Below are 13686 nucleotides of genomic sequence, written 5' to 3' on the forward strand. Positions count from 1 at the left end.
CTAAACAAAAAGGCCATCGAGAATTCGATGGCCTTTTTATGCTCATATCGAACTAAAAGTTCACCACTTCAACATCTGAGCAGCTACCATTAGCGCCACATACCTGATAGCTGAAGCTTGTACCATCAGCGTCTCTAAAGCGATCTGTGTAACTGCTATTATTGGTACTAGCTACCTCAACACCATCACGGAAAACAGTAAAGGAACCAACGCTATCCCAGATAAGTCTGACACGAATACTGCCACGACGAGACTTATTCGCCGCTTTAACCGTTAGGTCAAACTCGGTCACCTCATCAACTTCAACAGCAAAGGTCTGCGTCGAAACTGAGGTAGCACCATCATCATCGGTTACCGTTAAGCTCACATCATAGCTGCCAGAAGCCGCATACTCGTAAGAGACAGTTTCACCACTACCCGTGCCGCCATCACCGAAGCTCCAGCTCCAATCAACTATGCTGCCATCACTGTCAGTGCTTGTGCTGGTAAAGCTTGCCTGACCTAAGTTAAAGCTTGCATCGAAATCAGCAACAGGTGCTTCATTCGGCACATCAGTACCTTCATAGCTACCCACAAGTGACATACCATCATAAGCAGAGTAAGCATGTAACATCACCCAGTAAGTTCCCTCTTGCGCTGTATCAACAGGACAAGACTCCTCATTACCATTGACATAAGGGCGACAATCATAATCTGCAAGCGTTGGCGCTTCACCAAATCTCACATACAGATCCCCATCACCAGTTCCACCAGAGGTGGCAAAAGCAAGTTCTGTCGCATCGGCAGGAACCGCTAATGTGTAATAGGCTTTACTGCCAGCATTAGCAGAGGTCACAATCGATACCCCATTTTCTAACACGGTAGGCTCAGGAATTGGCTCTGGCTCAGGTTCAACACAAGCCTCAACACCCACCGCCATGAAGGCCGCTTCAACATCTGCTGTGCTATAACCCAGATCCTCTGCCGCACTTTTCACGCCACAAGCACCATCCCAGAAATGACTATTAGCCGTCCAGTAAACTTGGTTAGCCACCACCATCACCTGAAATGCGGTGCGAGTGTTCCAACCATCGGTATTAGCTAGAGTATAAAATGCTTTGTTAAAGACACCTGAGCTAAAGTGAACATCCATTCCATCATAATAATCAGCGGCATCACCAATAGAGCGCCCATCCAGTGTTGGATCTTCCATATAACGCAGAGCACCATCTGCCTTGAAAATATCAGCGCCCACTAACCAATCATTAGTGCCATGCATAAAGAACTCAGCGGCTTCACCAGCCATATCAGAGAAAGCTTCATTCATGCCACCTGAGCGGTTGGCGTACACTAGATTAGAGTTCTGCTCTGTAAACCCGTGACTCACCTCGTGAGCTGATACATCCAGACTCACTAATGGGTGGAAGGTAGTTGCACCGTCACCAAATGTCATGGCAGAGCCATCCCAGAAGGCATTCTCATAGCTATTACCATAATGCACACGCATGGTGAGCTTAAAGGTCAATGGCGCAGTGTCATACCAATCGCTATACATGTTATAGATAACATTACCGAAGAAGTGAGCATCGTTAAGAGGGGCATAAGCACCGTTAATCTCTTTCACCGTATTGCGTGGGCAATCATACTCAAACGCAGTGCTGCCACTTGTACCGTGATTAAGGTTAACTGTTTTGACATTTGCCGAGTCCATGGTGCAGCTCGCGCCATCTTCAATCACATCCATGTAACCAAAGTCAGTTCCGTACTCATATTGACCGACTTTAACATTACCACCAGGTCCTGTGCCCACCTCTGCATGAGCTAAACCATCCCAACGCTTAAGCACTGCACCACTCTTAGCATCAACAATAGTAAAGGGACGAGTAGGTGTGTCACCATACTCAACATAGGAGGTGATATAGACTAAACGCGGCTGCTGGGCATCATCTTGATATACCCAAAGATCAGCTTGTTCATTATGACGCTTAGCACTCTTTGCCAGCCCATTTTTACCTTTTATTGAAGCAGCGATAGCTTGTTGAGGTGAGAGTTTGGCATTAACAAAACTCTCAGGTTGAGCAATATTACCCAACATATTGCCCTTCAAATCAGAATAGATCCCCATGGATGACACATCTGAACTGATGGAGTAGCCGAATACAGGAACACCATAGAAGTATTGCTGCAGGCGCTGTTTAACGCCCATCTTACCCAGCTTAACCTCTTTGGCGACTTTAAAATCGCTGCCTTTCTCAAGGGGAAGAACACGGTTAATATCGTTACTCGAGTGGATAGTTTTTAGTTTTGAAACATCGACGCTATTCGCCGCCATAGCTTGAGAGCTTAGCGCCGCTGAAATAGCGAGAAAAACTAATGAGATCTTATTATTTAGCATCATGCTTTATGCCCATTTCTATTAAAAATTAGGAAGTTTGCCGCTGAATATTGCAGCGAACCTGAAGACATCCAGTTCAAACAGACACAACAAAAAAATAGACTGAAATTCTAGGAGGTCGGATATGCTCTGTTTCACGTTTGACCAAGTAACAAGAATGAAAAGTAAGTGTTACAAGTTGAAACAAACTTCAATGCTATAAGCCAAAGGTAGAGGAGACAATCAGATAAAAGGGCTATCTTGAGAGCAAAAAAGAACTAGTAATATAAACTTTTGGGTAGTGATAAAAGTGACAAAGAGGATTTGAAACAGACATCCTCTCGTGAATAAAAAAGCCCGCTCTACGGCTAACTAGAGTGATGAGCTAGATGAACTATTTATGATCTCAAGTGTAGTGTGCTTGATCCCAAACTCACTGGCGAGTTTCTGCTTCACGAGTTCAAGTGCTGCCACTGAACTCTCTTTATCGCTCAGTACTAAGTTTGCTGTAAACATATACTGTTTATCAGCAATTTCCCACAAGTGGATATGCTCAATTGACTCTAACACTTCCAACTGAATAAGCTCCTCTTTCACTCTCTTCAGATCTATCTCTTCAGGTGTCGCTTCCATCAGAATCAGCACAGCTTTTCTCAGTAAGATCCAACCATGGTAGATGACATAGATAGAGATAATAGCCGTAGTAATAAGATCGACAATATACCACTGAAAATTGATGATCAGTATGCCAGCAATAATCACAGCAACAGAGGCCATGGCATCGGAAACATTGTGAATAAACGCAGCACGAATGTTCAGATTATCTTTAGCACCTGATGAGTAAGTTAACAGTGCGGTAGCAAGATCTATGACTAAAGCAATACCTGCAACGGCAAAGACTATCCAACCATCAACAGGCTGTGGATTTAAGTAACGATCGACTGACTCAAAGATAAGATATAAACCGACCGCAATAAGGGAGACACTATTGATTAATGTGCCTAGAATTTCCGCTCTTTTATAACCAAATGTCATTCGGTTACTGGCAGGCTTATTACCAATTTTACGGGCAATAACTGCAATAATAATCGCGCCAGCATCACTAAAATTGTGTAGAGCATCGGCCAAAAGTGACAAACTTCCAGCTAAGATACCGCCAACAACCTGAAAAATAGTTAGTAGAATATTAATAAAAATAGCGATATAGAGCTTCTTACTATTGGTTTCAAACTGATGATTGTGTGACATTTAAAGTACTCCGTTAGCAATTAACCTCTAAAAAGCGCAGCTTCCTGCTGCGCGTACTAAATCACCCCATAGGCTGGGTGACGGTAACAAATGTGGGTGCGACGGCAGACTAACGCTATGCACCCCATAGGTAAGCATCCAGCTTTAAAAATCGAGTTAAAACAGAGCCCAAAAGCCACAAGTCACGAACAAAAGCTTGTCGCTTTTGGCCCGCAACTCGTAGCTAAAGACTATTTCTCCTCACCTCGATAGATCCAGCGATACAGGGTCGGTAATACCAGCAAGGTCAAAGCGGTCGAACTAAATAGACCACCAATAATCACCACAGCAAGAGGCTGCTGGATCTCACTGCCCACACCGCTCGATACCAAGATAGGAATGAGACCTAATGCAGAGGTCAAGGCCGTCATTAATACCGGACGCAAACGCCCTACCGTGCCCTCATACACACTGGTATAGAGACTTTCGCCAGCGTTCGAGCCTAGCTTCTCTTTCAGTGCAGCCTGACGTCGCTGGTTAATTGAGTCCACTAACACCACACCATTAAGCACAGCTACACCAAATAGGGTGATAAAGCCGATTGAACTTGGTACCGACAGATAAGTGCCACTGACAAACAGGGCGACCACACCACCAATTAGGGCCAAAGGCACGTTCGCCATAATTAAGCCAACTTGCTTCACCGAGCCAAATGAGAAGAAGAGCAGTAGCGCAATAAGACCGATAGAGACAGGCACCACTAGCATTAACTTTTGCTGAGCACGCTGCTGATTCTCATATTGCCCCCCCACCACAACCGTATATCCAGGTGGCAGTTCAGCCTGTGGAATAATGGCGTAGATATCATTCACTACAGAGCCCATATCTCGGCCCGATACGTTGGCTTGCACCACAACACGACGCTGAACATCGTCGCGGCGAATATTCGGCGGTGCCATCTCAACTTCAACATTGGCAACTTCACCCAAGCGCACCTTAGCACCACTCACACCGCTTAAGATCAGATCCCTAAGAGCATCTGGCGCATTACGGTACTCCTCGGCCAAACGCACATTGATATCGTATCTGGCATTGCCATCGATCACTTGCCCAGCGCTGGTACCACCAATACCTTGGCTTACTAGGCTCATCACCTCATCAACACTGATACCATAGCGTGCAAGCAGCTCACGTTTAGGACGAACCACCAGCTGAGCTTCGCCACTCACCTGCTCCAAAGAGACATCCACAGCACCGGGGATCCCAGCAACTAAAGCCGTAAGCCTTTCACCACTTTCAGATAATACGTCAAGATCGGGACCAAATAGCTTGATCGCCAGCTGAGCCTTCACCCCTGACAGCAACTCATCCACTCGGGTTGCGATCGGTTGAGAGAAGGTAAACAGCAGTCCAGGGAAGACGCTTAGTTTCTTCTCCATCATTTTTTGTAGCTCAATACGACTTTCAGCAGAGCGCCACTCATCAACAGGTTTAAGACCGATATAGATCTCAATATTGTTCACAGGCTCAGGATCGCCCCCAAGCTCGGCGGCGCCAATACGGCTCAGTGCATAGTCGACCTCTGGAAACTCAAGCAGCATCCTCTCAAGCTTAGGCGCAACATCCAGTGAAGTCCCAAGACTGGCGGTAGGAGCTAGAGTCACACGTAGGTTAATCGTGCCCTCCTCAAGTTCAGGCACAAACTCAGTCCCTAAGCGTGGCAAGAGCGCCATACTCAAACCGAACATCACCACGGCGGTGACAATCACAGTTTTAGGTCTTGCCATGGTTGCCGTTAACAGGCGGCGATAGCCGGCCTCAATTGGCTTAAGAACTGGGCTCTTCCTTAAGGTGATCCCACGTTTGAACAGGAAGACAGCAAGAGCCGGAACGGCAACCAGCGCCACCACAAGGGCTGACAACATGGCTAAAATAATGCTCACCGCCATCGGCTGGAACAACTTACCCTCTACCCCCTCTAACGCAAACAGAGGCGCGAACACTACGATAATGATCGCCGTCGCAAAGAAGATAGGGCTACATACCTCTTTCGCCGCCAACATCACTCGCATGGCGATACCATCTTCAAAGCCTGCTCTTGAGCCATCCTCATAGGCATGGTGAGGGTCTAACTCTCCATCCGCTCTGCACTGAGCATCACTCAAATGCTGTCTATCAGGCTGAGTCAGATGCTTAAAGATATTCTCCACCATCACCACTGAGCCATCCACCAACATACCGATAGCCACCGCCAATCCACCCAATGACATCAAGTTCGCCGACATGCCGAAGTAGGACATCACCATCAAGGCAAGACAGATAGAGACAGGAATAGAGAGCAGTACCAGTAAGGTGGCACGGATATTCACCAGAAACAGTGCCAGAATGACCACGATAAACACAAATGCCATCAAGAGTGCATCGCGTACTGTGGTCACAGCTTGGGTCACCAGATCGGATTGATCGTAGAACACCTCAAAGGTCACGCCCTCAGGCAGGGCCTGCTCAACCATCGCCGTTCTGGCATTAATATCATCGATAGTCGCCTTAGTATTCGCGCCCATACGCTTTAAGATAACACCAGCAACCACTTCACCTAAATCCTGTGCATTACCCGCTTCATCGCGGCGTGTCATGGTGACAGCACCGACACGGATCTCACTGCCGTAGGCAACTTTTGCAATATCACTGACACGAATTGGCGTACCGGCAAACTCAGTTAATGGGATCTGGGCTATCGCCTGCAATCCAGCCTCACCAGCAGGCAGAAGACCATAGCCGCGAACCACGAGCTGCTCCTGACCTTGATCCATAAACCAGCCACCTGCATTGCGGTTATTACTCTCAAGGGCTGTGGTTACCTGCTCCATAGAGAGGCCAAAACTGAGCAACTTAGTAGGGTCTATCTGCACTTGGTATTGACGAACATCGCCACCAAAGGAGAGTACGTCGGTCACCCCACCCACAGGCATCATAATGAGCTTAACAAGGTAATCGTTAAGACTACGTAGCTCTGCTGCATCGATACCTGCATCTGGCGCTGCACGCAGGATATATTGGTAGATCTGTCCTAATCCCGAGGTGTTTGGGCCAATTTCAGGCACGCCTATCCCATCGGGGATCATCTCCCGCGCCGCCTGCAACTGCTCAAATACCTGTTGGCGAGCAAAATAGATATCCGTGCCTTCGGCGAACACAACGGTAACCAAAGACAAGCCAGTTCGCGACAGTGAGCGAACCTCAGTCACCGCAGGTAGAGCGTACATCGCCGACTCAACTGGGTAACTAATGAGTTTTTCAACCTCTTCTGCAGCCAGACCTTCAGCTTCGGTGTTCACTGTGACCTGAACATTGGTCACATCTGGAAAGGCATCCAGGTTTAATTTTGGCAACATGGCCACACTGGCGACCGCGATGGCGATCAAGCCAAGTGCCACCAGTAATCGGTTACGGATCGCAACCTCAATCAGTCTCTGTAACATGAGAGAACCTCTTTCTTTTCAAGAATATGTAGATGGTCCAAACCTGAGTAATGACTCAAGCTTGTGACTAATGGTTATGAATATCGAAACCAGATTTAGCCTGCTCTGACGCTAAGAAAAAGGCGCCGGAAACCACAACCTGACTACCAACGGCTAATCCACGAACCAGATTCATGCCACGTTGGCTCTCAACCACATCGACTTCGACAGCTTCAAAACCATCTTCATCTTGAATAAATACCTGCCAATCCCCATCACCACCGCGAGTTAAGGCCGCATCCGGTAACACAAAACCAGTTTCGATAGAATCAGGCAGGTAAAGTTCTGCAAATTGACCTGCGTGGATCACATGGCCTGGATTTTCCAAACTCACCAAGATCTGCTCGGTGCGAGTCACACTGTCCAACTCATGAGAGCGACCAATCACTTTTGCCTCTAAACTTCTCTCACCCACACGCACTAAAGCCACGCTGCCTATACTCACCTTTTCAGACTGAGCTGGTGTCACTTGCGCCTCAACCCACAAATGAGACTCATCGGTTAGCTGCATTAGAGCTGTTCCCGCAGGCACTATCTGTCCTAACTTGGCTAAGTCTTGCTGAACACGGCCATTGATCGGCGCTAACAGTTGGTAACTACCTATGTTGCCTGGGTTCGACTCCAGCTGAGCTATCTGCTTTGAGGTCATCTTCATCGCTTCTAAAATCGCGCGCTTTAACTCGGCATCGACTTGAGCTTGAAGGCGGCGGCTCGCACTCACCGCACTCTTGCTCATACGGCTAACTCGGCTCCACTCAGCAGCGGCATTAATGTAATCAGCCTGAGCCTGTGCAACAGCAACGCCACCTAATGTCAGCAGTGCTTGCCCCTGTGTCACCTCTTGCCCAGGAACCACATGACGCTGCTCGACTCTGACATCCAACTGCGGTGCTAAGGTCATGGTTTTATCACGGTCGACCACTAAGGTTGCAGTGGCAACCGCCTCTAAACTGAAGGTGGCAACGGCTAACTTCTCAACCTGAATATTGGCCAGCGCTAGCTGCTCATCAGAGAGCACTAGAGCGTGAGACTCCTCTTCAGCCTCGCCAGCTCCGTGGCCATGTCCATCATCGGCCACTACTTTTGACTCTCCATCGTGATCATGGCTCTCCTCATTTTGATGAGCAATCTCCTCCAGATGAGGCTCGCCTGAGCCACTCTCAATGGATGTGTGCTCATGACCGTCACCAGCCAATGCCGCGTTAGGAATAGAGATAGCCGCCGCTAAGGTGATAAATAGCCCAAAACGTTTTGCACTAAACATGGCTTTCGCGATCGCCTTGGTAATGGCGTTAACTTCAATAATCTTTAAATCTGTATTGTGTTTCATAATGATAAATTCCAATCTAATGAGAAAGCGTACTGGTGTTAGCAGCCGCACTTAAACCTGCTGGTAGCTGAGCGTTAAGGAAGCTCTCTAGCTGGCCACTGGCGCCCATCCACTCGAGCCAGCTCGAGTAAAGTGCGGTCTCCAGTGACAAGCCTGCGAGGAAACTGCTCGACAGTTGGCGCTGACTCTGCAGGTAATCACTGGTGTTGATGTCACCCGCTTTCCACTGCTGACCTAACGCTAACGCCGCTTCCTGACCTGAATGGAACACTAACTCGCGCCACTCCTGATAACGCTCAGTGAGTCTTGGCAGACTTAGATTGAATTTCTTCTGTTGCTGAGTAAGCACGCGTTCACGCGCAAGATAACTCTGCTCAGCGACAGCGATCTCCTGACCTGCAACGGCTAAGGTATCGCTGTAGTTGTTACGGATCTGCAGAGGAATAGATAAGCCCAGCCCTAGTTTATTCTCCTCACCTTCACGCTCAGCACTCAAGCTGATAGTTGGATCGGCAGAGGTATCCGCTTTCACCTGCTGTGCCACTACTTTCGCCAGTAACACCTGCTGGTATGCGCTCTTTAAGGCGGGCAGTTGCGGATCAACCTGTTTAGAGACAAGGGAGGTTGTTAATGCACTTAAGAAGCCGTTAAAAGGCAGATCGCTACTGCCTAGTAACATCAACACACCCGCATCAGCCGTGATAGATGCCTGCTCAGCAACCGCATAATCTGCCGCCTTGCTGGCAACATCAAGCTGGATAAGCTGCAGCTCTACCGCAGACAGATCGCCTAGCTCCATCTGCTGCACCGCTATCTTTAGCTGAGTCTTAGCCGATGCCAACTGCTGTTTTTGAAACGCTAACGCCTTGCTCGCCTGTGATTGCTCAACCAATGCAAGTAAAGTATTTGCCAGCATCTGACTCCGCTCTAAGGCAATATCAGATAGCAAAATTTCAGCTTCCAGTTGGGCTTTACGGGTTGCGGCGCCACGCTTATCTCCCCAATCTATGGTCTGACTAATATCCAGAGAGTAAGTGTCTTCTGAGGCATTTTGGTAATTAAGACCAAGCTCAGGGTTGTACACCGCTTGATCGGCAGCCTTGATCATAAGCTTGGCCTGCTTGCGCTTAGCTTCTTGAGCTAAAACTTCAGGCAGAGCATTAAAATCTTGCATTAGCTCTGGGAGCCAAACGCTAAAGACCGCCCCCGCTTCATCTTGAGCTATTGGGGTTTGAGAGTTCTGCATTATAGGTGCAGTATTTGAGCCCTCTGCCGCTAAATTTGAGTCTGCTGTTGCCGCCTGCACATACAGTGCTCCACCCGCCATATAGGCAAGCAATAAGCTGGCAATGATAGTTTTTTTCATCGTATTTCCTTTCCCCAAAGGCCATAAAAATGCACTAATGCTCAGGCGAAACATTCAAGTTCCAGCAAGGTTTAGGCACAAGGCTAAATGGGGGTAAAAAAGTGAGGTACAGCCAGAGATCAGATAGATCTATGCTGTGCCGTAATGCTTTTTAACTCATTAAGGTTATACGATTGGAGGGCGGTAATTTAACGTGGCTTCTGGTGGCAGGTATTGTTCTACACTGGCCACAAGTTCATCCCCTTTGGGAATAGAGGGCACCATAGTGGTGATAGACATAGCTGTCACGTGACCACCGTGACACTGGCAATCTAAACAGAGATCGAAGGTCTGAGTTTCGGTTTTACTGATCAAATGGTTATGTTTAGCGCCTGGAAGATCGAAAGACTGGCTAATATTTGCATCGCTGCTAGATGAAAGTGGAACATCAGTTTCAACACTGCAGGTACAATCGATACACTGGGCTAAGCTGGTGATCTGGGCGGTAAACTCCAGATGTGGGTGGTTTTCGCTCTCCTCTTCATGATCCCCAAGATGCAACTGATGCGCGCCTAAGTTTGCCCCTGCGAATTGCAGTAGCACAACAGCGACCATCATAAGAGCGATCTTGTGAGTAAATTGACGAAAAGAGTGCTTCAAAAAATACCTTTATAAATAGCGTTTTGGGAACTTACTTTTATTCAGACTGACATTGTATTCAAAAGTTCCACGGTAACAAGCCTTTCTACCTACTACCGTGAATCAACTATCTAAAATCGAGATCTCTGTGCACTTTGTCAAAAGATCTCTGACACTGTAAACAATATTTACTTAAATACACAGTGCTTAGCGTAATCTGTCGCTTCGTTGGTTGACCAATCACCTTTATCTTTTTCGCTCATCTGCTTACACCACTTCTCGCTGCCCACTTCAGGCGCACAACCACTTAGGCTGAGAACAAACACACTCGCCATCAAGACAGAGAAAGTAGCAGAAACAGTTTTAGTTAACTTGGTAGATAAAGACATGACATTTCCTTAAGTATTGGTGTTATTCGCATTTCCTTAGCGAATAACTTTTCTTATAAATAAACGGCTAGCCACTAGGACATGATGTGATCCGGCGCCGCTTTAGTAAACAAATAGAATAAACTATCTAACCTAGATAAAATAGACCATTCTACTTTTCTAAGCGTTCAGTCATCCAAGCTACCGCCTCAACTTTCGCCTCAAGCGGATACCAAGCCACCTCACTTTGCATAAAAGGCCCCATCAAACGTACAGCGTTACCAAACCAATCAGGGCCACCAACAAGCACTAAAGCGTCGAAGTTATCTAAACGCACTTCACCACTGCCAGTCAGTGAATTTGCATCCCATCCCTCAAGTAGTACATCGGCCTCGACATAGAGAAAAACCTTTCCCGTCTCACCACGACTCTGCTCAATCAAGGGTTTAAGTTTCTCTTGATAGTCTGAACTCGACAAACGCCCACTGGCAAAAAGGCTTATCACGCCTTCTGCAATATCTGGGATTTTACACAACATAGAAAATACTCCGAACAGATCAGTCTAATTGGGGGCAGCATAGCAAAAATAGTAAACATGAATAAATCCATTTTAGTTTTGGTAAGATAGCCTTCCCCGAAGCTAAAGTAGTTTGCCATGATTAAAATTTCAAATAGTGTCTCCCTTCAAGAAAATGAGATTGAATGGCAATTTATCCGCTCAAGTGGCGCTGGCGGTCAACACCTAAATAAGGTGTCTACCGCCGCCCAGATAATCTTCGACATCAACGCCTCCTCCCTACCAGATTTTTATAAACAGGCGCTGTTAAAAAAAGCCGACCATCGCATCACCAAGAGCGGCAAAATCATCATCAAGTGCCAAGCCAGCCGCAGCCAAGACTTTAATCGCCAAACCGCCTTGGAACAGTTTATTGAACTGGTTGCCAGTGTGGCCATAGTGCAGAAAAGACGGGTAGCGACCAAACCCACCAAGGGCAGCCAACGCAGGCGAGTAGATGCTAAAAAGCAGAAAGGGGCCACCAAGGCGCTGCGTCAAAACAAAGACTTTTGACATTTGTCTCATCACAGGTGTTCTACTTGCCCGATAGCAAGTTTCAAGTATCTTTTTGGTTGAGTTCATTGGGTTGGCTTGATGTTTGATGGTATTTAGGAAACCATAGCTTCAATTGTATTTATTGCTTGCAGCAGGTGCCGTGCAGGGATGCACCAATGTCGCAGTGGCAGGATGCCAAAGAGCGACCTGATGTGTAGCTACTTCTGTGGAACGCTATAAATATATCCCTATACGCTCTGTGGTTTCCAATAACTTCCCTGTTAAACGGCCAGCTCAGTATCCTTACCTCGCGCTCAAAGAGTTTCACAGGGTGAAACTTCGCCCTGAAACCGAAGCCCACAGCAGCATCTACATCAGATTATTCATCTCTTCGAACTTATCCCTCAGACGTTACAAGCTCATCTTTGGACAGAAGTTTACTGACTTGCCCGATAGCAAGTTTCAAGTATCTTTTTGGTTGGGTTCATTGGAGTGATTTGGTGTTTGATGGTATCTAGAAAGCCATAGCTTCGATTGTATTTATTGCTTGCAGCAGGCTCACATGTAGCTACTTCTGTGGAACGCTATAAATATATCCCTATACGCTCTACGGTTTCGTCCCTGAAACCGAAGCCCACAGCTGCATCTACACTTGAGTTCATATCTTCGATTTGAGCTAATTGATTATGATGCTTACCCAGAAACACAAAGAAAAGAATATAACACTCAAAAACCCATCAAGTAACGAACAAAATATACAAATAGATATAAAATAGAGATATAAAAGAGCAAAAAAGGACAATAAAGCAGTTGATACCAAGAAGCACGGAGGAGTAGGTTCGAGGCTGTGACCTTATACTATGTATAAAAATAGTAACGGCACACAATACCATTTAATAATTGACTAAAGGATTCTGTCATGATTAAAAAAATAGGGGTTGCCTTTACCCTCTTACTTATTAGCTCCTTATCCGTAGATGAAATATATAAATCAAGTTCAAATACTACAACATATTCGGTATCTATCGGCATACACTCAGCTTATGCTGGCTCAAATGATTGGGATGATGAAGATGATGACTGGGAGGAAGACTATGATGACTGGGAGGAAGACTACAATGATTATCTCGATGAATGGGATCAAGAGATAGATCGATACCAAGTTGTTGGACAAAAACTTAATTGGGACGAATATGAATTGGAAGAGTGGCTTGAAGAGCTGAAAGACGCTGAGGAAGGCCTCGAGCGAGAAGAGGAAGAACCGGATACAGACAATGGTATCGATGCTCAAGAACGATGTGAAATCGCAGCAACAGATAATAAGCGCGTTTGTCGAAATGTTGCTAATGCACTAGCAGCAAACACTGCTCTATTGTGTACTGGCTTCGTTAATCCAGGATCTATTGCTGTATGTGAAATAATCAATGGACTGGCTTGGGATGATGCATTATCCGCTTGTGATACAGCAGCCGAAGCAGCCAAAGCAAAGTGTGATTGAACATAGCTTATATGATATTTTTAGAGGAATGAAAAATGTTAAAATCAATTTTTATGACGTTACCAAAGAATCAAGGGCTTAGAAGTTTCGTTATCTATATGTCCGCAGTCTTGCCGTACTTTGCAATGTATTACATGGGAATAATATCGCAGTTACCCACACAATGGATGAATATTTTATGTTTGATAGCTTCAATTACTCTAGGATTTTTTACTGATGAAAATGGATGGAAAAACCCTTTTGTCAAACACGATGAAAATAAGTAAAGCTGTATAAAAGATATTTGACCGCGAATAGATATTTTCTATTCGCGGCTGGAACTTATTTAACTCAAATAGGATAGAATAGATAGAA

The 13686-nt window shown here is 46.3% G+C and carries 11 protein-coding genes; 3 read left to right on the plus strand and 8 right to left on the minus strand.

Going from position 1 to position 13686, the window contains the following annotated elements; all coding sequences use genetic code 11:
• Positions 1-52: 52 nt before the first annotated feature.
• From K0625_RS06575 to K0625_RS06610, 8 genes are all read right to left on the minus strand, one after another.
• A complete protein-coding gene (locus K0625_RS06575; protein ID WP_220108944.1) occupies positions 53-2377 on the minus strand; it encodes a M4 family metallopeptidase in 2325 nt (774 codons plus the stop codon).
• A gap of 348 nt (positions 2378-2725) precedes the next feature.
• On the minus strand, positions 2726-3601 hold the full coding sequence (locus K0625_RS06580; protein ID WP_220108945.1) for a cation diffusion facilitator family transporter: 876 nt from the start codon (positions 3599-3601) through the stop codon (positions 2726-2728).
• 230 nt (positions 3602-3831) lie between these two features.
• Positions 3832-7062, minus strand: coding sequence for an efflux RND transporter permease subunit (locus K0625_RS06585; RefSeq protein ID WP_220108946.1), 3231 nt, complete (start codon positions 7060-7062; stop codon positions 3832-3834).
• Positions 7063-7129: 67 nt separating this feature from the next.
• Positions 7130-8431: an efflux RND transporter periplasmic adaptor subunit gene (locus K0625_RS06590; RefSeq protein ID WP_220108947.1), complete on the minus strand. Its 1302-nt coding sequence runs from the start codon at positions 8429-8431 to the stop codon at positions 7130-7132.
• Between the two features lie 16 nt (positions 8432-8447).
• Positions 8448-9797 carry a TolC family protein gene (locus tag K0625_RS06595; protein ID WP_220108948.1) on the minus strand — a complete coding sequence of 450 codons (1350 nt, stop codon included), beginning with the start codon at positions 9795-9797 and terminating at the stop codon, positions 8448-8450.
• 165 nt (positions 9798-9962) lie between these two features.
• Positions 9963-10391 carry a hypothetical protein gene (locus K0625_RS06600; RefSeq protein ID WP_438944492.1) on the minus strand — a complete coding sequence of 143 codons (429 nt, stop codon included), beginning with the start codon at positions 10389-10391 and terminating at the stop codon, positions 9963-9965.
• A 212-nt stretch (positions 10392-10603) separates the two neighbouring features.
• Positions 10604-10750 carry a DUF3012 domain-containing protein gene (locus K0625_RS06605; protein WP_220108986.1) on the minus strand — a complete coding sequence of 49 codons (147 nt, stop codon included), beginning with the start codon at positions 10748-10750 and terminating at the stop codon, positions 10604-10606.
• A gap of 205 nt (positions 10751-10955) precedes the next feature.
• A complete protein-coding gene (locus tag K0625_RS06610) occupies positions 10956-11321 on the minus strand; it encodes a SpoIIAA family protein (RefSeq protein ID WP_220108950.1) in 366 nt (121 codons plus the stop codon).
• 117 nt (positions 11322-11438) lie between these two features.
• Between K0625_RS06610 and arfB the strand changes: the two genes are divergently transcribed.
• The 3 genes from arfB to K0625_RS06625 all read left to right on the plus strand — a co-directional run bounded on the left by arfB (position 11439) and on the right by K0625_RS06625 (position 13598).
• Complete coding sequence (gene arfB / locus K0625_RS06615; RefSeq protein WP_064792377.1) at positions 11439-11852, plus strand: alternative ribosome rescue aminoacyl-tRNA hydrolase ArfB; 414 nt, start codon at positions 11439-11441, stop codon at positions 11850-11852.
• Positions 11853-12753: 901 nt separating this feature from the next.
• Positions 12754-13332, plus strand: a complete 579-nt coding sequence (locus K0625_RS06620) for a hypothetical protein (RefSeq protein ID WP_220108951.1) — start codon at positions 12754-12756, stop codon at positions 13330-13332.
• A gap of 35 nt (positions 13333-13367) precedes the next feature.
• Positions 13368-13598 (plus strand): hypothetical protein, encoded by a 231-nt coding sequence (locus tag K0625_RS06625; protein WP_220108952.1) that lies wholly within the window; start codon positions 13368-13370, stop codon positions 13596-13598.
• The last annotated feature ends 88 nt before the right edge of the window (positions 13599-13686 follow it).

Origin of the sequence: Shewanella nanhaiensis, assembly GCF_019457885.1 — a bacterium.
Lineage (GTDB): Bacteria > Pseudomonadota > Gammaproteobacteria > Enterobacterales > Shewanellaceae > Shewanella > Shewanella nanhaiensis.